Source organism: Vogesella perlucida (assembly GCF_979366545.1).
In genome coordinates, this window is sequence record NZ_CEETRO010000004.1 from 57,023 (window position 1) to 80,510 (window position 23,488).

The following is a 23,488-nucleotide window of genomic DNA, read 5'->3' on the forward strand; positions in this document are numbered from 1 at the left end:
GGCGCTTCGGCGCCATTTTTTATCGATAACAACAAAACGGGAGGCGCGCATGCGCGATATCCGGCAGCTGGGCGCGTGGCGCATGCTGATGATCTGGGTGCTGGGCTTTGCCAGCGGTTTGCCGCTGGCGCTGTCCGGTACCGCCATGCAGGCCTGGCTCACGCTGGACGGTATCGACGTGGCCACCATCGGTTTTCTGAGCCTGGTGGGGCTGCCCTATACCTTCAAGTTCCTGTGGGCGCCGCTGATGGACCGCTTCGAGCCACCGTGGCTGGGCCGCCGTCGTGGTTGGCTCGTGCTTAGCCAGTTGGGCCTGGCTGCCGTGCTGCTGGCCATGTCCGGTATGCAGCCGGCCAGTGATGTACAAGGCTTTGCGCTGCTGGCGGTGCTGCTGTCTTTTCTGTCGGCGTCGCAAGACGTGGTGATCGACGCCTACCGTACCGACGTGGTGCAGCCTGCCGAGCGCGGCCTGGCGTCGTCGCTGGGCGTGTTCGGCTACCGCCTGGCCATGGTGCTGTCCGGTGGCATTGCCATGGTGTGGGCCGACCCGCTCAATGGCAACGGCTGGAGCTGGGGTACCGTGTATCAGGTGATGGCCGGCATCATGTTGGCCGCAGCGGTCATCTCGCTGCTCTTGGTGCCACCGGTACCCAAAGATAATGTGGCGCCGGTAAGCGACGCGCGCAACGACCTGAAAGGCTTTGCCGCCGTGCTGCTGGCGGTGGTTATCGGCTACCAGTTCACTGCCCACGTAGCCGCCCCGCTGGCCGAGCGTGTGGTGGCGCCGTTTTACCCCGTGGTGGCCGATGCGCCTGCCAGCCCTGCGGCCAACCCTGCGCCGGCAGCGCCGGTAGCCAGCGCGGTGGCTGCCAAAGTAACGGACGCCGCCAAACCTGCGGCAGACAAGGGCGACAAGAAGGCTCATCCGAACCAGAAGAAGTGGGTGGATCTGCTATCCCTGCTAATGGGCATGGCCTTCACTTTGCCGCTGGCGTGGTGGGCGGCGCAGAAGGCCAGGTTTGATACGCTGAACCGCTCGCTGGGCAACTATTTCAGCATGGAAGCCGCCGGGGCGTTTCTGGCACTGATCATCCTCTACAAGCTGGGCGACGCCTTTGCCGGTGCGCTCACCACAACCTTTTTGCTGAAAGGCGTGGGCTTTGCTCAGGCCGAGATCGGCGTGGTGAACAAGGTGATCGGCATCTGGCTCACCATCGTCGGCGCGCTGGCCGGCGGCGCGCTGATGCTGCGTCTGGGCCTGTACCGCTCGCTGATGGCCTTTGGCGTGCTGCAGCTGCTGTCCAACCTGGGTTTCTGGCTGGTGGCCGTGTCGGGCAAAGGCGCGTGGGGCAGCTTTACCTTGCCCGCTTTCGACTGGCTGATCGTGGCGCTGAAAGACAGCAGCGATGTGGACTACCTGCTGCTGTTTGCCGTGGCGGTGGAAAACCTGTCCAGCGGCATGGGCACCGCGGCCTTTGTGGCCTTCCTGATGGCGCTGTGCAACCAGAAGTTCACCGCTACCCAGTTTGCGCTGCTGTCGGCCTTTGCCGCAGTTGGCCGCGTATGGGTAGGGCCGCTGTCTGGCGTGCTCACCGAAAGCGTGGGCTGGCCGGCGTTCTTTTTGTTTTCTACCGCCGCGGCGGTGCCGGGCTTGCTGATGCTGGCACGCTTGAAGGCGCGGGTGCAGGCGCTGGATGTGCCCAAGGGGCCGGTGGCGCTGGACGATTAGCAGGCCTGCTTGGGCTAGCGTGACACCCTGCCGCCTTCGGGCGGCATTTTCTTGCCCGGTACTGCGTGACAGTAAGGTGGTGTGCCAGAGGCCACTACCCTGCGTATGGTGCCTGGTAGTGGCTTGCCATGGTGCGAAGGTCGGCTGGTTTACGCGGCCAACCTTTTCGCCATTTCGGCCAGGCGCTTGCCCTGGGCGATGGCCAGCTTTTTCTCGTCGTCGCTGATCGGCGCATTGTTGCTGCCGGCCACGTGGGTCACGCCGTAGGGGCTGCCGCCGGTGGTGGTGTGGCTGAGCGCCGGCTCGCTGTAGGGCAGGCCCACCAGCAGCATGCCGTGGTGCAGCAGCGGCACCATCATGGTCAGCAGGGTGCTTTCCTGGCCGCCGTGCTGGGTGCTGCTGCTGGTAAAGACGCAGGCCGGTTTACCGGCCAGCGTGCCCTGCATCCACTGCGGGGCAGTGCCATCCAGAAAGTACTTCATGGCGGCGGCCATATTGCCGAAGCGGGTAGGGCTGCCCAGCGCCAGGCCACTGCACTCGGCCAGGTCTTGCGCCTCTACATAGGGCGCGCCGCTGTCCGGTACCGCCGGGGCGGTGGCTTCGCACACGGTAGACACCTTGGGCACGGTGCGCAGGCGGGCGCGGCAGCCGTCCACGCTATCGATGCCGCGGGCGATCAAGCGTGCCAGCTCGCGCGTGGCGCCGTGCTGGCTGTAGTAGAGCACCAGAATTTCCTGCATGGCCATTCCTATCGGTTAACATTGCGAATCTGAAAATTTTACCTGACATTCCCCACTTATCGTGATCAAGCCATTGTCTTTCTGGGGCTTTACCGCCTTTTTGCGCCGCCGCCTGGCGCAGCAGCGCGTGATGCAGGTAGCCGGCAGCCTGACTTTTACCACCCTGCTGGCGCTGGTGCCGCTGCTGACGATCGCCATTACCGTGATGTCGGCGTTTCCGGTGTTTTCCGACTACAGCACCCGCTTCAAGGTGATGCTGCTGTCCACCCTGGTGCCAGAGTTTGCCGGCAAGGTGATTTCGGTGTACATGCGCCAGTTTGCCGACAACGCCGAAAAGCTGACCGCCGCCGGTATCGTGATGCTGGGCGCGACCTCGCTGATGCTGATGGCCACCGTAGAGCGCACCTTCAACAGCATCTGGGGCGTGCGCCGCGCGCGGCCGTGGCTGCAGCAGAGCATGGTGTACTGGACGGTGCTGACGCTGGGGCCGCTGGCGCTGGGTGGCGGCCTGCTGGGCTGGCGCCTGCTGTTCAAGCTGACGCATATCGAGCGCATTTCGCCGCTGCTGGACGAAACCCTGCAGTCGGTAGGCAGCGTCACGCTCACCATGCTGGTGCTGGCGCTGGTGTTCCGCATCGTGCCCAACCGCTATGTGCCGGTAAAGCACGCCATGCTGGGCGGCCTGCTCACGGCCATTTTGCTGGAGGCGACCAAGCTGGGTTTTGGTTTCTATATTGGCCAGATCGCCAGCTACCAGCTGGTGTACGGCGCGTTTGCCAGCGTACCCATCCTGCTGCTGTGGCTGTTTTGCCTGTGGCTGGTGGTGCTGGCCGGCGCAGTGCTGACAGCGTCGTTTTCGTACTGGGAAGGCGGTGCCTGGCAGCGCCGTAACGAGCCGCGCCGCCGCTTTCTGGACGCAGTCGAGGTGCTGGTGATGCTGGACCGCGCCCAGGAACAAGGCCAGGCGCTGCGGCCGGAAGACCTGCGCCGCGAGGTAAAAGTGGGCTACGACGAGCTGGGCAGCGTGCTGGACCGGCTGGCGCAAGCCGGCTACGTGCAGCGCGGCTCGCGGGACAGCTGGGCGCTACTGCGCCGTGCCGAGCACATCGACCTGGCCGAGCTGTTCCGCCTGTTTGTGTACCGGCCGGAACAGCACGCGCAGGACGACGAGATCGCCGCCGAGGTAGAAGCGCTGCTGGGCAGCACCATGGCTCAGCTGGGCGAAGTCTCGGTGGCGGCGTTTGCCCGCCGCGTGGGGCGGAAATAAGCGGTATTGGCGTAGAAGGCCGCATCCTGCTGCGGCCACCAGCCGGGCAGACCCAGTAGCGGTAGCGGCAGCAGCTCGCGCGGGCGTACCAGCCAGGTATCGTCCTGCAACAGGGCGGCCAGGCGGGCATCCAGCTGCTGCTGGCGTTCTGCGTAGCCCTGTGTAAAGAAACCGGCGGCTACCGGCAGTAGCAGGGCTTTGCCGCACCAGCCGATGTGCATGGCCAGCCCTTGCTCGAACAGCGCGTGGCCCAGCACATGGGTATCGATGCGTGTGCCCCAGGCGTCGGCGTGCGTTACCAGCAGTGTCTGCCAGTCCATGCCCTGTAGTGCCGCCGCCAGCGCCGGGTCGGCCACCGGCACGATCACCCCGCATTCATCCAGCAGCGTGGCTGCATCACGAAACGGGCCGCGGCCCACCTCGCCGCGCGCGATGGCGCGTACATGGCGGTCGTTCAGCGCGGTTTTGCTGCGCGGCCACGATAGCCAGGCCAGCGCGCCAAACCAGTCGTGCCAGTTTTGCGTGCGGGTGGGCACCTCGCCGTGGGCGCCGATGTGCATCTCGTAGTACAGCGTGGGGTCGAGGTCGCAGGCAAAGCGCAGGCCCGGCGGCAGCGCCTGCCCTAGCTGCCGCGCGTGGGCGGTGAGGCGGTCGAAGTCGGCCTGTTGCGGCCAACCTTGCGGCTGTAGCGCCTGCCATGGTGCCAGGCTGCGGTATAGCGGGTGCGCCGGCCACGGGGTAAAACCGGTGGGCAGGCAGCCCTGGGCAATCATGCGCATGGCGCGGGTTTACTGTGCCTGGCTGGCGGAGACGTTGGCCGCAGCTTGCGGGCGGGTAAGGTGGTGGATGGCGACAGACAGCACCACGCCGATGACGGCGAGCAGGGCAAGGCGTTGCAGCAGGTTCATGTGTATTACTCCGCATTCGGAAAGACAAACGCCACCCGCTAGGGTGGCGTGCAGGTCGGGGTGGCGCCCCCGCCGGGAATCGAACCCAGAACTGCCCCTTAGGAGGGGGCCGTTATATCCATTTAACTACAGGGACAGCCAGAAACTTGGTACTAGGCGTTGCGTGCCACGGACAGGCGCGCAATCTCGGCCATGGCCGTTTTGTGCTCGCTGTCGGGCAGGGCTGCCAGCGCCGCCACGGCGCGTTCGGCCGCTTTTTCGGCCTCGGCGCGGGCGTAGTCCAGCGCGCCGCAGGATTGTACCGCAGTCAGCACCTCATTGAAACGCTCGCGGCTGGCGGCTTCCAGCGATTCGCGCACCACGGTGGCGGCCTCGGTCGGGCCCTGGCGCATGGTGTAGATCAGCGGCAGCGTGGGCTTGCCTTCGGCCAGGTCATCCCCCAGGCTCTTGCCGATGGTGGCGGCGTCGCCGCTGTAGTCCAGCACGTCGTCGATGATCTGGAAGGCCGTACCCAGGTGCATGCCGTAGTCGGCCAGCGCTTGCTCTTGCTCCGGTGTGGCATCCGCAATGATGGCGCCTACGCGGGTGGCAGCTTCGAACAGCTTGGCGGTTTTGTACTGGATCACCTTCAGGTAGTCGTCTTCGCTCACGTCCACATTGCCGATGTTCAGCAGCTGCAGCACTTCGCCTTCGGCAATGATATTGGTGGCGTCGGCCATCACTTCCAGAATGCGCATGCTGCCGGTGGAGACCATCATCTGGAAGGCGCGGGTGTACAGGAAGTCGCCTACCAGCACGCTGGCGGCGTTGCCGAACATGGCGTTGGCAGTCTGGCGGCCACGGCGCATGTCGGACTCGTCTACCACATCGTCGTGCAGCAGCGTGGCGGTGTGGATGAACTCGATCATCGCGGCCAGCTCGAACAGGTGCTTGTCACCGTAGCCCAGCGCACGGCCTGCCAGCAGGGTCAGCATCGGGCGCAGGCGTTTGCCGCCGGCGGAAATGATGTACTCGGCTACCTGGCTGATCAGGACAACATCGGAATGCAGACGGGTGCGGATAGCCTGATCGACGGTGTTCATGTCGTCGGCGGTAAGCGTGCGAAAGAGCGGAGTGGATGACATCGCGACCGGGTTCTTTATAGGGATATTGGCTGGAAAACCGCGCGATATTAGCAGAGTTGGCCGCACTCTTGCCATGGTCGCCCGGTTACACAGTGTTGTTTTGACGAGAAAATTGACAACAAACAATCACTTGCGTATAGTCTTGCGTTCTTCGCGCACATCGCGCGTTGACAGAATATTAGGAGCTATACGAATGTATGCGGTCATAAAAACTGGCGGTAAACAATACAAAGTTGCCGTTGGTGAAAAACTCAAAGTAGAACAGATACCTGCAGACATCGACAGCCAAATCGTACTGGAAGAAGTGCTGATGGTTGTGGACGGTGATCAGGTTTCCGTAGGCGCCCCGCTGGTAGCTGGCGCAAAAGTGCAGGCTACTGTTGTTTCCCACGGTCGTGGCGACAAGGTACGTATCTTCAAGATGCGTCGTCGTAAGCACTACCAGAAGCACCAGGGTCACCGTCAAAACTTCACCGAAATCCGCATCGACGCGATTTCCAAGTAAGGATAAACAGACATGGCACACAAAAAAGCAGGCGGTAGCTCCCGCAACGGTCGTGACTCCGAAGCCAAACGCCTGGGCGTTAAGGTTTACGGCGGCGAACTGATCCCGGCTGGTTCCATCATCGTGCGTCAGCGCGGTACCAAGTTCCACGCTGGCGAAAACGTTGGCATGGGCAAGGACCACACCCTGTTCGCGAAAGTGGACGGCTATGTTGAATTCGCTGTTAAAGGCTCGTTCAACCGCAAGACCATTACCGTTGTTCCGTACACCGGTGTTGACGCCGAGTAATCTCGCGTTGACGAAAAAAAGCCCTATCTTGTGATAGGGCTTTTTTGTTTAAGCTAATCGCGTTGGCTCTGAGGCGTGAGGCGCAAGCGGCTGCGGCCAACCCCTGGCAGTGCAGTTTTGGCGGCTGTTTGCGCCTGACTCCTCGGTAATACTGGAGGTTCCATGAAGTTTATTGATGAAGCACGTATCGAAGTACGTGCAGGTAAAGGCGGTAACGGCTGCTGCAGTTTCCGTCGTGAAAAATTCATTCCGCGCGGTGGCCCGGATGGTGGTGATGGTGGCCGTGGCGGCAGCGTGATTGCGGTGGCCGACGAAAACATCAACACCCTGGTGGAATACCGCTTCGTGAAGAAGTACCTGGGTGGCAACGGCGAAAACGGCCGCGGTGCCGACTGCTACGGCAAGGGCGCCGAAGACGTGTACCTGCGCATGCCGGTGGGCACGCAGATTATCGATGCCGATAGCGAAGAAGTGGTCGCCGACCTCACCTTCAACGGCCAGGAAGTGGTGCTGGCCAAAGGCGGCAAGGGCGGCCTGGGCAATATCCACTTCAAGAGCTCGGTCAACCGCGCCCCGCGCCAGTTTACCCGTGGCGAAGTAGGCGATATCCGCAACCTGAAGCTGGAACTGAAAGTGCTGGCCGACGTGGGCCTGCTGGGCATGCCGAACGCGGGCAAGTCCACCTTCATCCGCGCCGTGTCTGCCGCCAAGCCGAAAGTGGCCGACTATCCGTTTACCACCCTGCACCCGAATCTGGGTGTGGTGCGCATGGACGATACCTCCAGCTTCGTGATTGCCGATATTCCCGGCCTGATCGAAGGCGCGGCAGAAGGCGCTGGCCTGGGCCACCGCTTCCTGAAGCACCTGCAGCGTACCGGCATTCTGCTGCACCTGGTGGACCTGGCACCGTTTGACGAAGCCGTGGACCCGGTAAGCGAAGCCCGCGCCATTGTGGAAGAGCTGAAAAAGTACGACGAAGAGCTGTACCACAAGCCGCGCTGGCTGGTGCTGAACAAAGTCGACATGCTGCTGGAAGAAGAGCGCGACGAGAAGGTGAAAGCCTTCCTGGAAGCCTACGACTGGCCGCAGCAGCAGCCGGACGACCGTTTCGGCTTTGACATGAACGCGCAGCGTTACTTTGTGATCTCCGGCCTCACAGGTGAAGGTACCCGCGACCTGGTATTCGCCATGAACGAATACATCAAGGTACTGCGCGAGCAAGAGCGTAAAGCCCGCCAGCAAGCCGAAGAAGCCGAGCGCGCTGCCAAGCTGGCCAAAGCTGCCGCCGCGGTGATCCAGCCGGCCCCGGCCGATGACGCAGCGCCCGCTGCCGATGCCGCTGGCGATACCGTCGCCATTGACGAGTAAGACCCCACCTCTGACAATCCGGTCTGTTTCCTGCAGACCGGATTGTTTCCTTGGATTCCCTTTCCGAATTTTTCCGCCCGGGCATGGCCCCGGACAGCCTGCCGGCGTTATCGCGCCTGAGTGCAGCCTGGCCTTACCTGGCGGTGTTTGTCACCCTGTTTCGCGGTGGCGACGAAGAAGTGCTGATGCGCCTGCTGGTGCTGCGCGAGCTCGGTAGCCGCGCCGATTCACCGTACTGGACGCCGCAAGACATTGCCCAGCGCTTTGCCTACCTGAACGACACCAAGCTTGGCACCATCCTGGGCCGCCTGCGCGAGGGCGAGCTGCTGGTATACGACAGCGACAGCGGCCACTACGCGCTAAGCGAAGGCGCCCGCGTGGCGCTGGCCGCGCTGGCCACGCTGATCGACTTTGCCGGCGACGACGTGGAGCTGGGCTATCTCACCAGCCAGGTGGCCGCCGGGCAGTCGGTAGGGCAGGTGTCGGACGAAGCCATGCAGCACCTGCTGGCGCGCCTGAACGAGCTGCACGCCGAGTTTGCCGACGCGCTGGAAAGCCAGTCCGAGTTCCGCATCCGCGCCGCGCAGCACCGGCTGGAGTCGGTGTGGCGCTGGGTGGGCAAGTCTACCGAGGTGATACGCAACCTGACCCGCGACGACACGCTTACGCTCACTACGCTTAACCAGGCGCAGGCCATTGCGCTGGCGCAAAGCCGCATGCTGGCGCTGGCAGGCACCTTTGAGCGCCGCCTGGCGCAGCTGGCCGCGCAGCGCGTGCACCTGGGCAGCTCCGGCCTGACCTCTACCGATATTGCCGACTGGCTGCGCCACCAGGGCGGGGCCACGCTGGCCGCGCTGCTGGGCAATGCGCTGTCTTACGGCGTGGAGCCGGCTTTTCTGACGACCCCCGAGCTGGGCGACGTGGCCGAGTTCGAGCTACTGGGCCGCGAAAGGTTGGCCGCGGCCAACACGGCGCTGCCGCAAGCAGCCAGTGCCGAAGCCGCCGACGCGCCCGAGATGGAACGCCTGCTGGAAGCCGAGGCACTGTTCGACAGCTTGCTGCAGCTGGGGCTGGACGGTGCTCCGGGCGAGCAGGGCTACCCGATTGCCGACGCAGTGTTGGCCGATAGCTACAACGAAACCGCCTACCGCCTGTCGCTGCTGTCGCTGCTGGGCGACCCGGAAAGCAGCAGCGACCAGAGCGTGATAGCGTCGCTGGCGCGCCTGCCGCTGCAGCTTACTGGCGGCCATAGCATCATCACCCCCGATCACCCCGAAGTCGCCTCGCTGTCCGATGCGCGGCTGATAGCGCAGAAACCCTGAGCATGGAACAGCAACTGACCACCCTGATTGCGCGCCTGCTGGCGCACCGCGTGCTGCCGCGCAGCGACGCCCTGGCGCGCCGCGCGCTGCTGGACGAAACCTTCCGCCTGGAGCTGGACCAAAGGTTGGCCGCAGCCGGCCTGCAGCTGGTAGAAAACCCCTACGCCGAGCACATTGCCGTGGCGTTGCTGCCGGCGCTCACCGAGCCGGTATTCGGCAGCGGCGAAGCCTGGCTCAACAACAACCTGGGCCTGCCGCGTGACGGCGTGGCGCTGCTGGTGATCGTGTGGGCGCTGATTATTTTGCCCAAGCGCGAACGCCAGGTGTCGCGCGTAGCTGCTGGCAACGAAGGCCAGCACGATATGTTTGGCGCGCAAAAGCCACTGGAAACCGGCGACACCGTGTCGGTCGGCGTGTCGGAAGATGCGCTGTACGCCGATTTTGGCAAGCAGCTGGGCGGGCGCACGCGCTTTAACGCCAACCTGGGCCGCCTGGTGAACCTGGGTTTCCTGCAACGCCGTAACCGCTGGCTGGTAGAAGGCCCGCTGCTGGACGTGATGATCGACTACAGCCAGCTGGCGCCGCGCATCATCGAAGGCGCGCTGGCCGAAGTGCTGTCGCGCCGCGGCCAGCTATCGCAGCACCTCACCGCGCAGCAGCTGCAGGACGGCCCGCCGGGGTTGGCCGCAGACAGCGCAGAAACAGACAAGCCACACGAGGAGCAAGCCTGATGTTCCAGATGAAATCGGTAGAAATGGTGCACTGGGACTTCTGGCAACGCCTCACCGTGCCGCTGGACGCGCAGATCGTCACCATCATCGGTCCCAACGGCTCCGGCAAAACCACCCTGCTGGACGCCATGCGCACGCTGCTGGCCATCAAGTGCTCCGGCAAGCGCGACTACAAGCGTTACGTGCGCAACAACCGCGAACCGTATGCCTTCCTGAAAGGCGTTGTCGACAACCCGCGCCGCCTGCAAGGCGGCCTGTACCCCACGCCGTTCTTCCCGCTGCTGCAGCCGGAAGTCACCCTGCTATGCCGTATCAAGAAGCAGGGCGGTGACTGGGTGCGCCACTACGCCATTCTGGAAGGCGACGTCGCGCTGGACCACGCCATTGGCGACAACACCGTGCCGTGGCTGGGCGTGCAGGAATACCGCCGCCGCCTAGAAGCCGCCGGCCTTACCGCCGCCGTGGCCGAAGTGCTGGCGCTGGAGCAGGGCGACACCGACAAGCTCACCGAATATAGCCCCAAGCAGCTGCTGGACCTGGTATTCCAGGTGTTTGGCGATAAAGACGTGCTGGCCAACTACCAGCACGCCCGCGACGAACAGAAAGCCGCCGAGGCCGAGCTGGCCGCGCTGGGCCGCCAGGAAGAGGCGCTGCAAGGCCGCGTAGAGATGATGAAAAGCCGCGCCAGCCGCTACCTGGAGTGGGTCGGCCTGAGCAAGCGTATCACCCGCCTGCGCGACGAAGCGCTGCCGGTACTGGGCCTGATCGACGGCCGCGCCGCCACCGGCAAACTGTGGCAAGACTACCGCCGCCTGCAGGGCAGCTACCTGGGCATACGCCGCCAGCACCGTGACACCCTGCAGCTGGTCGCCACACTGCGCGAGGCCGAAAGCAGCGCGCTGGCGGCGCGTAATGCCGCCGAGGCCGTGCGCAAGCAGGCGCAGGACGACTTCATGCAGGCGCGTGACGCCGAGCGTGATATCGCCAGCCAGCTGAAAGAACGCGACCGCCTGCAAGCGCTGGCCAGCCGCGAATACGGCGAAGATGCCGCCACGCTGGGCCACAAGTTGGCCGCACTGCGCGACGCCAACGAGCGCCTGCGCGACTCGCTGAAAGCACAAAAAGTCGAGCGCGATGGCTACAGCGCCGAGCTGGCCGCACTGGAAGGCGGCAAGCCGCGCGCGCCGGAAGACGTGCGCCATTTCCGCGCCGCGCTGGACGAAGCTGGCATCGGCCACCAGATGCTGGCCGATATTATCGAAGTGACCGACAGCCGCTGGCAGGGCGCGGTCGAGGCGCTGCTCAAGCCTTATCGCCACGTGGTGTTGCTGCAAGACGCTGCCGACCGCCGCGCAGCCTGGCAGCTGGGTGAAAAGCTGCGTTACCGCCACTTTGTGGTGCCGGAAACCGCTGCCGCACCGCGTGCGCGCAGCGGCAGCCTGCTGGAAGTGGTGCGCTTTGCCGCCGACGCGCCGGACTGGCTGTACCAGCAAATGAACCGCGTTAGCCGCGTGGCCAGCGTGGCCGACGGCGCCGGCGAAGACGGCGACTGGATCACGCCGGAAGGTTACTTCCGCGAACGCCGTGGCGCGCGCCATATCGGCGTGCCGGCGCACGATTTTGCCTTTGGCGAAGCGGCACGCCAGACGCGGCTGCAGGCGCTGCGCGACAGCCTGAAAGCGCTGAACGTGGCCATGCTGCGCCACGAAGAGCAGCTGGTCGCCGCGAGCCGCGAGGCCGCGCAGCTGGCGGAATACCTGTCCGGTATGGACGCCATCCGCTTGCTGGATAGCCGCGCCGAAGAATTTGCCGCGCTGGCGGCGCAGGCCGACAGCCTGAAGCAGGCAGTCGCCGAGGCGGGCGAAAGGTTGGCCGCTGCGCAGGCCGAGCGCGACGCCGCCGAGCAGCGCTACAGCGACGCCCGCATCGCCCACGACCGCGTATGCCAGCGCGAGCAAGACAGCCTGCAGGGCGAGCACAAGGCGCAGGCCGAGCTGGCGCAGGCGCGCCGCCTCATCCGCCGCCATCTGGCCGAGCTGCGCGACTGCCGCAGCCACCTGCCGGCCGCCGCGCAGGACGCCGCCTTTGTGGCGCAGCTGGCCGACGAGTTCGAATCTGCCGCCGACGTGCGCCACGAGATCAACTATCTGGAAGAAAGGTTGGCCGCAGGCGAGTGGGAGCGCGACGACGCGGTATTGCAGCTGAAAGACAAACTGCAGGAAGACCTGAGCAGCCTGACGCGCGAATGCCAGCGCCGCCAGGCCGAAGTGGAACGCGCTGCCGGCCTGACCAGCGACGCGCGCGATGCCTACCTGGGCAAGCTGCGCGCCACCGTGCGCGCCTACGGCCACAACGTGAAGCGGCTGGGCGAGCTGGCCGGTATTGGCGTGGAGGTGGAGCTGCCCACGCTGGCCAACGACGACGCCTTATTGGCGCAGGCGGGCCTGGTGCTGAAGTTCAACTTCGACCAGAAAGGCCTGATGGGCCTGAACGACGGCGAGGCATCCGGCGGCCAGCAAGTGATGAAGTCGCTGATCATGCTGATCGGCCTGATGATGGACGAAAGCAACCCGTCCGGCTTTGTGTTCATCGACGAGCCGTTTGCCCACCTTGACATCTTCAACATCGACCGCGTGGCCGGCTTCCTGAAAGCCACCGAGGCGCAGTACCTGATTACCACGCCCAACACGCACAACATCAATATCTTTGCGCCGTCCGGCCTGACACTGGCCACGCGCAAGAAGCGCCCGGGCGAGCAGTGGGCACCGCCCATTTTGCAAACCCGGCGTCGCGTGGATGCCGCGTCGTAAACACCCCACCCGGCCTGGCCGGGTTTTTTTATGCTGCATTTGATAATGAATGCATAGACATTCATCAATCATGTTAATAGAATGCCGTTCTTTTTTGACTTTGGCATAAAATCATGAAAAAGCTCGCGCTTGTTTCCCTGTTGTCCCTGGCGCTGTGCGGCCCTGCCCAGGCATTTGGCCTGAACAGCCTGCTCAGTGCCGGTACCGATCTGGTAAAGTCCGCCACCCTGTCGGATGCCGAAGTACAGGCCATGGCTGCCGAGTCCAGCAAGGTGATGGACAAGCAGGCCAAGGTCGCCGCCGCAGGTAGCCCGCAAGCCAAACGCCTGGCCAAGATCGTGAGCGGCCTTACCAGCGAAGACGGCCTGAAGCTGAACTTCAAGGTGTATCTGGATAAAGAAGTAAACGCCTTCGCCATGGCAGACGGCACCGTACGCGTGTACAGCGGCCTGCTGGACAAGATGACCGACGACGAAGTGCGCTATGTCATCGGCCACGAAATCGGTCACGTGAAGCTGGGCCACAGCAAGAAAGCCATGCAAGTGGCTTACGCGGCGTCTGCCGCGCGCAAGGCCGCTGCTGGTAGCGGTAACGCCAATGTGGCCGCGTTTTCCGAGTCGGAAATGGGTGAGCTGAGCGAGCAAATCCTGCACGCGCAGTTCTCGCAGTCGCAGGAAAGCGATGCCGATGCTTACGCAGTAGACTTTCTGAAGCGCCATAACTACAAGCTGGACGCTGCCCCGTCTGCGCTGCGCAAGTTGGCCGCACTGTACGGCAACGACAGCAGCCTGCTGTCCAGCCACCCTGCCGCGGGCGACCGCGCCGACAAGGTAGAAAAGCTGATCAAGTAATCCCCGGTGTTGTCATCGGAACAGCTCGCTACGGCGGGCTGTTTTTTTATCGATAGCGCACATGACATAATCAAGCACTTGCTTGACAATGGCGGCTTACCGATTCGGGAGATTTCGATGCGTACCCTGACATCCTTGCTGGGCAATTCACAAAAACTGGACGGCGGTGCCATGTTTGGCAACGCACCGCGTGCTGTGTGGGCCGGCTGGCTGGCGCCGGACGAGCAAAACCGCGTGCCGCTATGCTGTCGCTGCCTGCTGGTAGAAGAGGCCGATGGCCGCCGCATTTTGCTGGAAACCGGCATCGGGGCGTTTTTTGCCCCCAAGCTGCGCGAGCGTTACGGCGTGATGGAAGAAAACCACGTGCTGCTGGATTCGCTGGCGGCGCACGGGCTAAGCCACGAGGATATCGACGTGGTGGTGCTGTCGCACCTGCATTTCGACCACGCTGGCGGCTTGTTGGCCGCATGGGATGGCGAGCCGGCGCGGTTGTTGTTCCCCAATGCGCAGATTGTGGTGGGCCGAGAGGCCTGGCAGCGGGCCTTGAACCCGCACCCGCGCGACCGCGCATCGTTTGTGCCGGAGCTGGTGGCGTTGCTGGAAAGCTGTGGCCGTCTGGTGCTGGTGGACGGCGAGCAGCCACCGGCCTGCCTGCCGCCGGACTGGCGCTTTAGCGTGTCGCACGGCCATACGCCGGGCATGCTGCTGGCCGAGATCCCCATGCCGGATGGCCCGGTGGTGTTTGCCGCCGACCTCATCCCCGGTGCACCGTGGGTACACGTGCCCATCACCATGGGTTATGACCGCTTTCCCGAGCAGCTGATCGACGAAAAACGCAGCCTGCTGCAGCGCCTGGCGGGTGTGCATGGCCGCCTGTTTTTTACCCATGACCCGGCCGTGGCCTGTGCCCCGGTCCTGTACGACGCGCAAAAGCAGCGCTTTTCGGTAATGGCAGGGCAGGGCAGCTTGCGGCGGCAGGATAGCTAGGGTGCTTTTTTGCGGTCTGGCCATGCCGTGGACGGGGTGTTTTGACCTGGCGGTTTTTTCTTATGCCAGTGGAAAAGTGTGGCGTATGTTTAACATATTCTACGACACTTAAACGCACGTTTACGGCACAATAAGCCACAGTTTTGCGAGGGGGATCCCCCCTGCAGTGCTGTGGCTTTTTGGTTGTAATAGCTAGCTTATTGCCTTGTTTTTTAAAGATTTATGACGGGCGTACTAAGCAGCGCTTTGGCGGTTTTGTGGCGTGGCCGGTGGCAGCTGTGCTGCCGTCCGGTTTTCGTTGTGTTTAATAAATTGCTCGGTTTGTGTTGTGGGCTGGCTATAATGGCCGCCACAACAAAAGTAACAAGCCGATTGAGCGTGGCCGTTTTGCTTGCCCCGGGCTGGCTGGGGCCACACTTGCCGAAACACTGCATTGGGAGAAGGAGACTCAGACATGCTTGTCTGGTTCGTCGTCATGTATCTGGCCGTTACTGTCGGTATTGGCCTGTACGCATCTACACGCGTTAAAAACGCAAAAGATTTTGCGGCCGGTGGCCGTAGCATGCCATTCCATATCGTCGCGGCCATGGTGTTTGCCACCTGGTTTGGTTCCGAGGCGGTATTGGGTATCCCGTCTACCTTTATCGAAGAAGGCTTTCACGGCATTGTGGAAGACCCATTCGGTTCGTTTACCTGCTTGATGCTGGTCGGCTTGTTTTTTGCCCGCCCGCTGTACCGCATGAACCTGCTGACCATGGGTGACTTCTTCCGTCAGCGTTATGGCAGTACGGTAGAGGTGATTACCAGTCTGGTCATCATGATGTCCTATCTGGGCTGGATTGCCGCCCAGCTGACGGCGCTGGGTGTGGTGTTCAACGTGTTGTCTGATGGTGGCATCACCACCACCCAGGGCATGCTGATCGGCGCCGGCATTGTGGTGATCTATACGCTGTTTGGTGGCATGTGGTCGGTGGCGCTCACCGACTTCTTCCAGATGGTGATCATCGTCGGTGGCCTCTTGTACCTGGTATGGCTGTTCAGCGGCATGGCTGGCGGTGCCGACAAGGTGATTGCCAAGGCCGCTGGCGAGGGCAAGTTCACTTTCATTACCAGCACCGAGCCGCGTGACCTGATTGCCTTTATCGGGGCCGCCGTCACCATGATGTTCGGCTCCATTCCGCAGCAGGACGTGTTCCAGCGTGTGATGTCGGCCAAGAGCGAAAAAATCGCTGTGCGCGCCACCATCGTGGGCGCCGTGTTTTACCTGACGTTCTGCCTGCTGCCGGTGTTCCTGATTTACGCGGCTTCCATGATCAACCCGGCGCTGGTGCAAAAATGGCTGGCGGAAGATTCGCAGATGATCCTGCCGCGCATGATTCTGGAAGAAACCCCGCTGTTCGCCCAGGTGATGTTCTTTGGCGCGCTGCTGTCGGCCATCATGTCTACCGCATCCGGCACGCTGCTGGCACCGTCGGTGATTTTTGTGGAAAACATCTTCAAGCACTTCAAGCCCAAGATGAGCGACCGCGAGTTCCTGCTGGCCACCCGCGGTGCCATTCTGGTGTGTGCGGTGGGTACCACGCTGTTTGCGCTGTATTCCGATGCATCCATCTACGAAATGGTGGGTAATGCTTACAAAGTCACCCTGGTGGCGGCCTTTGTGCCGCTGGCTGCTGGCTTGTTCTGGAAGCGTGCCACCACGCAGGGCGCCATGCTGGCGATTATCCTGGGCCTGGGCACCTGGATTCCACTGGAGCTGACTGCCGCGGATACCGATTTCTGGCCACCCCAGCTGGCGGGCTTGTTGATGAGCGTGCTGGGTATGCTGCTGGGTTCGCTGCTGCCGCAGTTTGTCGCGCCGCAGCATACACTCAAGCACAGCACCAGCCAGCCGCAAACGCAGGCAGGGTAACGCGTTTTACCAGCCGCACAGCAGGGGACCGTCGCTTTGGGCTGTGCGGCCTGGCCATTGTCTTACCGGGGCACCAGCCCCGGTTTTTTTATGGGAACAGTTTGTTGCGCCGCCCCGGCTTGTCTGGTGGCACGGCGCATGGCATGGTGCTTTCATGAAAACGACATCACCTCGTATTGCGTACCTGCTGCTGACGCTGACCGCCCTGTTCTGGTCGGGCAATTTTGTGCTGGCCCGCGCCATGCACGCCAGTGTCGCCCCGATGACCCTTTCCTTTGCCCGCTGGGCCATTGCCCTGTGCCTGCTGCTGCCGTTCGGCCTGCGCCCGGCCTGGCACCAGCGTGCGCTGTGGCTGCCGCACTGGCGCCGCCTGCTGTTATTGGCGCTGCTGGGGGTGACCGGCTTCAACTCGCTGGCTTACTGGGGGCTGCAGTACACCGCCGCTACCAATGCGGTGCTGCTCAATTCCTTTATTCCTATCCTGATCGTGCTGTTTGGCGCGCTGTTTTTCGGCATGAAGATCGGCCGGCGCCAGGCGCTGGCGGTAGGTATTTCCTTTATTGGCGTGCTGTTCATCGTGGCGCACGGCGACTGGCACAGGTTGGCCGCACTGGATATCAACCGTGGCGACGCGGTGGTGTTTCTGGCCATGGTGGCGTGGGCGCTGTACACCCTGCTGCTCAAGCCGCTGCCTGCCACGCTGGACCGCATCGGCTTGCTGACCGTACTGGTGGCTATCGGCTTGCTAGGCATTGCACCGCTGTTTGCTGCCGAGCTGGCCAGCGGCCGCCACACCCCGTTGACCACCGGCACACTGGCCACCTTTGCCTACGTCGGCACATTGCCGTCGGTGGCGGCCTACTACTTTTACAACCTGGGCGTCGCCCGCGTGGGCGCGGCGCGTGCCGGCATGTTCATCCACCTGATGCCCGGCTTCGGTGCCGTGCTGTCCATGTTGTTTCTGGGCGAGGCGCTGCAGTGGTACCACCTGGCCGGTATCGGGCTGATACTATCGGGCGTGGTGCTGGCCACGCGGGCTGGCAAGTAGCCCCTCTGTTAACAGGAGTGAAACCATGAGCGAGCAAGACAAACAGGCCGGGCTGGCGCGGCGCACCCAGGTGATGGGTGAGGCGTTTGCCACGCGGGCGATGAGCGATCTGGACGGTTTCAGTCGCCCGCTGCAAGACTGGCTGAACGAACACGCCTGGGGCAGCACCTGGCAGCGCGACGGTATCGACCTGAAAACCCGTAGCCTGCTGACCTGCGCCATGTTGGCCGCACTGGGCCGCAGCCAGGAGCTGAAAGGCCATATCCGCGGCGCCATCAATAACGGCGCCAGCCTGGTGGAAATCCGCGAAACACTGCTGCACTGCGCGGTGTACGCCGGTGCGCCGGCGGCGGTAGAGGCTTTCCGTGCCGCACGCGAGGTGCTGGCCGAGCTGGGCTTGTCCCTGCCGGACGAGGCGCAGCCCTAAGCGCCGGTGCAAGGTCGTTTAACGATTGCGCTGGCAGGGCAACGTGCCAGATGCCAGGCGGCCGCGCTGCAAGGCCAATGCGGCCAACCCTGCTGTCAGCGGGGTTGAATTTTTGCCATCTTGCCCCACACTCTGGGCATTACCCACTGTTCTTACCCAAAGGAAACATGCAATGGCAACCGTTACCCTGAAAGGCAACCCTGTAGACGTAGCCGGTACCCTGCCGGCTGCGGGCAGCGCCGCCCCGGCTTTTACCCTGACCGCTGGTGACCTGTCCGACGTGGGCCTGGCGGCCTTTGCCGGCAAGAAAAAGATCCTGAACATTTTCCCGTCGGTAGATACCCCGACCTGCGCCACCTCGGTACGCAAGTTCAACGAAAAAGCCGCCGCCCGTGATGGCGTGGTGGTGCTGTGCATTTCTGCCGACCTGCCGTTTGCGCAGAAGCGTTTCTGCGGTGCCGAGGGCATCGAGGGCGTGGCCAACCTGTCTACCTTCCGCAACCCGGCTTTTGCCGAGGCTTACGGTGTGAAGCTGGCTTCCGGCCCGCTGGCCGGCCTGACTGCCCGTGCCGTGGTGGTACTGGACGAAAACGATCAGGTGCTGCACAGCGAGCTGGTCGCCGAGATCGCCGACGAGCCGAACTACGACGTCGCGCTGGCCGTGCTGTAAGACAGCCAGGTCGCCAAGACGAAAAACCGGTCAGCTTGCGCTGGCCGGTTTTTTTATTGTGCAGGTCAAGGTGGGTGACTCAAGCGGCGGCACCCAGGGCGTGGCGATCGCCCGGCAGGGCAGGGGGCTGTGTGCGGCCAACCTGGGCCTGCGGCTGGGTGCGGAACCACGCCAGGTCCTGGTTCAGCTGCTGTGAGGCGTCGGTGAGGCGACCCATGGCTGGGACCAGGGTTTGCATCTGGCCAAAGATACCGGCGGCCAGCGTGGCCACTTCGTCGCCCTGGCTCACGATATTGTCGCTGGCCGTGTGCTGCGCCTGGCGTGCTTCTTCGATGTCTTTCATGGCCTGGCGGAAAGCCGACATGGCCTGGTCGGCTTGCAGTAGCGCGTTGTTCAGTGTTTCTTGTGCGCCAATGCTCTGCTCGCCGGCCAGGTGGGCTTCGCTCATGGTAGCGGCCAGCGCCTGGCTGGCGGACTCGACCCGCAACAGGGTGTCGAAGATGCGTGCGGTGGCGCTTTCGGTGCGCTCGGACAGCTTGCGCACTTCGTCGGCAACCACGGCAAAGCCGCGGCCTGCTTCGCCCGCGCGGGCGGCCTCGATGGCGGCGTTCAGCGCCAGCAGGTTGGTTTGCTCGGCCACATCGCGAATCAGGGTGCTGATCTGGGCAATGTCGCGGATGGCTGTTTTGAGCTGCTCGGCGTCGTTGACGCCACCTTGCAGGCGCACGGACAGCTTGTGCAGGGTGTCGGCAGTGCCGGTGGCCAAGCTGCGGGCGTGGCCGGTGCGCTCGCTGCCGCTATCTGCCTGGCTCACGGCCTGCTGCAGCGCCTGGCTGATGCGCTGGTTGCTACCGGCTATCTGGCCTGCTGCCGCGCGGGTGTTTTCTGCCTTGTCGGCTTGCTGCTGCGTCACGGTAATCACCTGGCCGGTCAGCGCCAGAATGCTGCGCGCCTCGTGCTCGCTCTGCGCTGCCGTGCTGCGCACGGTGGCCAGCAGGGTGGCCAGCTTGTCCAGAAAGCGGTTGATATGGCGGGCGGCTTGCGACAGCTCGTCGGCACCGCTTACCGGCAGGCGGGCGGCCAGGTCGCCTTCGCCCAGCTGGTCGGCCGCACGCTGCATGGCGGCAATCTGCCCTTTCAGCCGGCGTGCCAGCAGGATTTGCGATAGCACCACAATCACGCTGGCCAGGCCCAGCGGGCCCAGTACCAGCATCACCAGCCGGCTGAGTGCGCCCTGCATGGCGGTTTCGGCCTGTGCCAGCAGCTGGCGTTCCGATACCAGGCGCTGGTCGATCAGGCTTGCCAGGGGCTGCAGGCTCATCTTGTAGGCTTCTTCGGGGATGGACAGTGCGTCTTCTGGCGAGGTTTCGGCAATCTTGATGGCCGACAGCAGGTTGGTGTGGTACCCCTGCCAGTGCTGGCTGGCTTGTTTGGCAAAGCTGTCGCGCTCTGCTGCGGGCAGCGCGCTGGCGATGGCGGCAATCAGCTGGCGGCTGCTTTTATCCACACTGGCCAGCTGGGTCGCAGTGTCGGGCAGCAGCGGGTCGGCACGCGATAGCGATAGTACTTCGGCTTTCAGTGTTTGCAGGTTGGCCGACAGCAGCTGCCGGCTACGGTACTGGTCGAAGTCACCGCGCAGCGACCACAGCTGCTGGCTGCTGAGCAGCACCACCGCCAGCAGGCAGCCAAGTGTGAGGATAACGGTGAGCCACAGCCGTTTAACAAGCGTCATTTTAAATCCATCCTTATCAAAGCTGGCCGCAGTTTAGGGGGTCAACATTACTGACAGATGACAATTCATCACAATGACGCATGGGTGTAACCGTGGCCGGTTTTAGCCCATCGGGTACATGAAAAAGGCGCCTAGTTGGTAGACTAGGCGCCGTTCGTTAAGAATCTGTGAATAATTAAAGACATCAGCTGGCCGCGATGCTGGCCTTGTGCTTGTCCATAACCTTCACGTAGTGCTCGGCGGAGTATTTGAAATACGCCAGCTCGCCCTCGGTCAGTGGCCGCACTTGCTTTACCGGGTTGCCCAGGTACAAGTAGCCGCTTTCCAGCCGTTTGTTGGGCGGTACCAGGCTGCCGGCGCCGATCAGCACACGGTCTTCGATGACGGCGCGGTCCAGGATGATGCTGCCGATGCCGATGAGCACTTCGTTGCCGATGGTGCAGCCGTGCAGGGTAACGTGGTGGCCGATGGTGACATGGCGGCCAATCACCAGCGGCGCGCCTTGCGGGTCGCTGTCTTTGCGGTGGCTCACGTGCAGCATGGCAAAATCCTGCACATTGCTGCCTTCGCCTATGCTGATGCTGTTCACGTCGCCACGCACCACGGCGCAGGGCCAGACTGACACGTTGGCCGCCAGGCTGACTTCGCCGATCACCACGGCTGCGTCGTCGATATAACAGCTGGCGTCGATCTGCGGGTGGTGGCCATCATAGGAACGGATATTGCGATTCACGGATTTGTCCTTATCTAGAATACGTTTCTGCGCGCACGCTGCGGCGCCACTCTTAACAGGATGCCAAACATGACCCCGAATCCGCTACTGGACTTTAGCGATCTGCCGCGTTTTGCCGCGATCAAACCCGAACATGTGACCCCGGCGCTGGACGTGCTGCTGGCCGAGGCCCGTGCTGCAGTAGAACAGGTGATCGCCGCGGGCGGCGACGACTGGGACAGCGTGTCTGAGCCGCTATCCGACGCCACCGAGCGGCTGGGTCGCGCCTGGGGCGTGGTGGGACACCTCAATAGCGTGATGGGCAACACCGAGGGCCTGCGCGAGGTGTATAACGCCGAAATCCCGCGTATTTCTGCTTTCTTTACCGAGCTGGGGCAAAACCTGGACTTGTTTGCCCGCTTCAAGGCGGTGGCGGCCAACCCTGCCTTCGCCGATGCCAGCGCCGCGCGCAAGAAGATCATCGAAAACGACCTGCGCGACTTCCGCCTGTCTGGCGCCGAGCTGCCGGACGCGCAGAAAGCGCGCTTTGCCGAGATCTCCAGCCGCCTGGCCGAGTTGTCCAGCCAGTTTTCGCAAAACGTGATGGACGCCACCGACAGCTTTAGCCTGTTGATCGACGACGCCGCCGAGCTGGCCGGGATCCCGGAAGACAGCCTGGCCATGTACGCCGCCATGGCCGAGGCCGACGGCCAGCCGGGCAAATACAAGCTGGGCCTGCAGTTTCCGCTGCTGTTCCCGGTGCTGCAATACGCCGACAACCGTGCGCTGCGTCAGCAGCTGTACGAAGCCAACGCCAAGCGCGCCAGCGAGTTTGGCCCGGCCGAGCAGGACAACACCGCGCTGATTCGCGAACGCCTGGTGCTGGCCGCCGAAGAGGCGCAGCTGCTGGGCTTTGCCAACTACGCCGAGCTGTCGCTGTACACCAAGATGGCCGAAACCCCGCAACAGGTGATTGACTTCCTGCGCGACCTGGCCGCCCGCGCCAAGCCCTACGCGCAGCAGGATCGCGCCGAGCTGGAAGCCTTTGCTCGCGCCGAGCTGGGGCTGGACACGCTGGAGGCATGGGACATCAGCTACGCCGCGGAAAAACTGCGCGTGGCGCGTTATGCGTTTTCCGAGCACGAAGTCAAACAGTACTTCCCCGAGCCCAAGGTGCTGGCCGGTCTGTTCAGCGTGGTGCACAAGCTGTACGGCATTACGGTAACGCAGCAAGACGCCGAAACCTGGCACCCGGATGTGCGCTACTACCAGATCCGCAAAGACGGCGCGCTGCTGGGTGGCTTCTATCTGGATTTGTACGCCCGTGACGGCAAACGTCCAGGTGCCTGGATGGACGATGTGCGCGGCCGCCGCGTCAAGGCAGGCCAGGTGCAGACCCCGGTAGCCTACCTGGTGTGCAACTTTACCCGCCCGCTGGGCGACAAGCCGGCCACCTTCACGCACGACGAAGTCACCACGCTGTTCCATGAGTTTGGCCACGGCCTGCACCATTTGCTGACCCGCGTGGACGAACTGGGCGTGTCCGGCATCAGCGGCGTGGAGTGGGACGCGGTCGAGCTGCCTAGCCAGTTCATGGAAAACTTCTGCTGGGAGTGGGACGTGTTGCAGGGCATGAGTGCCCACGTGGACAGCGGTGAGCCGCTGCCGCGGGCGCTGTACGACAAGATGCTGGCGGCCAAGAACTTCCAGAGCGGCATGCAAACCGTACGCCAGCTGGAGTTCTCGCTGTTCGATATGCAGCTGTACACCGCGGCCAACCCTGACTCAGTGGACTGGCAGGCGCTGCTGGAGCAGGTACGCGACGAGGTGGCGGTAAACCGCCCGCCAGCGTACAACCGCTTCCCCAACAGCTTCAGCCACATTTTTGCCGGCGGTTACGCAGCGGGCTACTACAGCTACAAGTGGGCAGAAGTGCTGTCTGCCGACGCTTACGCCGCCTTCGAAGAAGCCGGTGGGGCCAACCCGGCAGTAGGCCACAAGTTCTGGGACGAGGTGTTGGCCGTGGGCGGCAGCCGCCCGGCGCTGGCGTCGTTCCGCGCCTTCCGTGGCCGCGACCCGCAGATCGACGCGCTGCTGCGCCACAGCGGCATGAGCGAGCCGGTCGCCGCCTGAGCCTCGCCAAAGTGTTGCGGCCAACGTTGGCCGCAGCGTAGCGCTAACGCACAAGGGCAAGCCATACGGCTTGCCCTTGTGCGTTGAAGCCCAGGAATGACAGTGGCCGCCGGGGATACAGGCTGTGCTAACCCGCATGTGTCAGCGATAGGCATCATGGTGATGGGCTGGTTTATCGATATATGGGCTGCTATCGATACCTGATAAATAAACAGTAGCGATAT

The 23,488-nt window shown here is 63.3% G+C and carries 20 protein-coding genes and 1 tRNA gene; 15 read left to right on the plus strand and 6 right to left on the minus strand.

Annotated elements, in window-relative coordinates:
• Positions 1-49 precede the first annotated feature (49 nt).
• On the plus strand, positions 50-1,729 hold the full coding sequence (locus tag ACZ9XP_RS06930) for an AmpG family muropeptide MFS transporter (RefSeq protein WP_465188197.1): 1,680 nt from the start codon (positions 50-52) through the stop codon (positions 1,727-1,729).
• Between the two features lie 149 nt (positions 1,730-1,878).
• On the opposite strand, the gene wrbA is transcribed toward ACZ9XP_RS06930, so the two are convergent.
• Complete coding sequence (gene wrbA / locus ACZ9XP_RS06935) at positions 1,879-2,469, minus strand: NAD(P)H:quinone oxidoreductase (RefSeq protein WP_147688538.1); 591 nt, start codon at positions 2,467-2,469, stop codon at positions 1,879-1,881.
• A 61-nt stretch (positions 2,470-2,530) separates the two neighbouring features.
• Here wrbA and ACZ9XP_RS06940 point away from each other — a divergent pair, with 61 nt between their 5' ends.
• Complete coding sequence (locus ACZ9XP_RS06940) at positions 2,531-3,736, plus strand: YihY family inner membrane protein (RefSeq protein ID WP_147688540.1); 1,206 nt, start codon at positions 2,531-2,533, stop codon at positions 3,734-3,736.
• On the opposite strand, the gene ACZ9XP_RS06945 is transcribed toward ACZ9XP_RS06940, so the two are convergent.
• From ACZ9XP_RS06945 to ispB, 3 genes are all read right to left on the minus strand, one after another.
• Positions 3,682-4,515, minus strand: coding sequence for a DUF3025 domain-containing protein (locus ACZ9XP_RS06945; RefSeq protein WP_147688542.1), 834 nt, complete (start codon positions 4,513-4,515; stop codon positions 3,682-3,684). The two genes, ACZ9XP_RS06940 and ACZ9XP_RS06945, sit on opposite strands and share 55 nt — an antisense overlap.
• A 190-nt stretch (positions 4,516-4,705) precedes the next feature.
• A tRNA-Arg gene (locus ACZ9XP_RS06950) sits at positions 4,706-4,780 on the minus strand.
• 16 nt (positions 4,781-4,796) lie between these two features.
• Positions 4,797-5,768, minus strand: coding sequence for an octaprenyl diphosphate synthase (ispB, locus tag ACZ9XP_RS06955; RefSeq protein WP_147688544.1), 972 nt, complete (start codon positions 5,766-5,768; stop codon positions 4,797-4,799).
• A gap of 193 nt (positions 5,769-5,961) precedes the next feature.
• On the opposite strand from ispB, the gene rplU reads away from it, so the two are divergent.
• The 12 genes from rplU (at position 5,962) to tpx (ending at position 18,687) form a co-directional block, all read left to right on the plus strand.
• On the plus strand, positions 5,962-6,273 hold the full coding sequence (gene rplU / locus ACZ9XP_RS06960; RefSeq protein WP_017508667.1) for a 50S ribosomal protein L21: 312 nt from the start codon (positions 5,962-5,964) through the stop codon (positions 6,271-6,273).
• Between the two features lie 12 nt (positions 6,274-6,285).
• Positions 6,286-6,561: a 50S ribosomal protein L27 gene (gene rpmA / locus ACZ9XP_RS06965; protein ID WP_017508668.1), complete on the plus strand. Its 276-nt coding sequence runs from the start codon at positions 6,286-6,288 to the stop codon at positions 6,559-6,561.
• 162 nt (positions 6,562-6,723) lie between these two features.
• Positions 6,724-7,929, plus strand: a complete 1,206-nt coding sequence (gene obgE / locus ACZ9XP_RS06970; protein WP_147688546.1) for a GTPase ObgE — start codon at positions 6,724-6,726, stop codon at positions 7,927-7,929.
• A 50-nt stretch (positions 7,930-7,979) separates the two neighbouring features.
• Complete coding sequence (locus ACZ9XP_RS06975) at positions 7,980-9,251, plus strand: hypothetical protein (protein ID WP_465188198.1); 1,272 nt, start codon at positions 7,980-7,982, stop codon at positions 9,249-9,251.
• A 2-nt stretch (positions 9,252-9,253) separates the two neighbouring features.
• Positions 9,254-9,982 (plus strand): hypothetical protein, encoded by a 729-nt coding sequence (locus tag ACZ9XP_RS06980; RefSeq protein ID WP_017508671.1) that lies wholly within the window; start codon positions 9,254-9,256, stop codon positions 9,980-9,982.
• Positions 9,982-12,792: an ATP-binding protein gene (locus ACZ9XP_RS06985; protein WP_465188199.1), complete on the plus strand. Its 2,811-nt coding sequence runs from the start codon at positions 9,982-9,984 to the stop codon at positions 12,790-12,792. Before ACZ9XP_RS06980 ends, ACZ9XP_RS06985 begins: the two co-directional genes overlap by 1 nt.
• Positions 12,793-12,905: 113 nt before the next feature.
• Positions 12,906-13,643 carry a M48 family metallopeptidase gene (locus tag ACZ9XP_RS06990; protein ID WP_438698444.1) on the plus strand — a complete coding sequence of 246 codons (738 nt, stop codon included), beginning with the start codon at positions 12,906-12,908 and terminating at the stop codon, positions 13,641-13,643.
• 117 nt (positions 13,644-13,760) lie between these two features.
• Positions 13,761-14,630: an MBL fold metallo-hydrolase gene (locus tag ACZ9XP_RS06995; protein ID WP_147688554.1), complete on the plus strand. Its 870-nt coding sequence runs from the start codon at positions 13,761-13,763 to the stop codon at positions 14,628-14,630.
• A gap of 454 nt (positions 14,631-15,084) precedes the next feature.
• Entirely contained in the window at positions 15,085-16,542 is a 1,458-nt protein-coding gene (locus ACZ9XP_RS07000; protein WP_147688556.1) for a high affinity choline transporter 1, read from the plus strand.
• A 154-nt stretch (positions 16,543-16,696) separates the two neighbouring features.
• Complete coding sequence (locus ACZ9XP_RS07005) at positions 16,697-17,590, plus strand: DMT family transporter (RefSeq protein ID WP_147688558.1); 894 nt, start codon at positions 16,697-16,699, stop codon at positions 17,588-17,590.
• A 25-nt stretch (positions 17,591-17,615) separates the two neighbouring features.
• On the plus strand, positions 17,616-18,017 hold the full coding sequence (locus ACZ9XP_RS07010; RefSeq protein WP_147688559.1) for a carboxymuconolactone decarboxylase family protein: 402 nt from the start codon (positions 17,616-17,618) through the stop codon (positions 18,015-18,017).
• 172 nt (positions 18,018-18,189) lie between these two features.
• Positions 18,190-18,687 carry a thiol peroxidase gene (gene tpx / locus ACZ9XP_RS07015; protein WP_465188200.1) on the plus strand — a complete coding sequence of 166 codons (498 nt, stop codon included), beginning with the start codon at positions 18,190-18,192 and terminating at the stop codon, positions 18,685-18,687.
• A 79-nt stretch (positions 18,688-18,766) separates the two neighbouring features.
• On the opposite strand, the gene ACZ9XP_RS07020 is transcribed toward tpx, so the two are convergent.
• The gene (locus ACZ9XP_RS07020) at positions 18,767-20,419 is read right to left on the minus strand and encodes a methyl-accepting chemotaxis protein (protein ID WP_147688563.1); all 1,653 of its coding nucleotides are present in this window, start codon (positions 20,417-20,419) and stop codon (positions 18,767-18,769) included.
• Positions 20,420-20,603: 184 nt separating this feature from the next.
• Positions 20,604-21,152, minus strand: coding sequence for a gamma carbonic anhydrase family protein (locus tag ACZ9XP_RS07025; protein ID WP_147688565.1), 549 nt, complete (start codon positions 21,150-21,152; stop codon positions 20,604-20,606).
• 69 nt (positions 21,153-21,221) lie between these two features.
• Here ACZ9XP_RS07025 and ACZ9XP_RS07030 point away from each other — a divergent pair, with 69 nt between their 5' ends.
• Positions 21,222-23,264 carry a M3 family metallopeptidase gene (locus ACZ9XP_RS07030; protein ID WP_465188201.1) on the plus strand — a complete coding sequence of 681 codons (2,043 nt, stop codon included), beginning with the start codon at positions 21,222-21,224 and terminating at the stop codon, positions 23,262-23,264.
• Positions 23,265-23,488 lie beyond the last annotated feature (224 nt).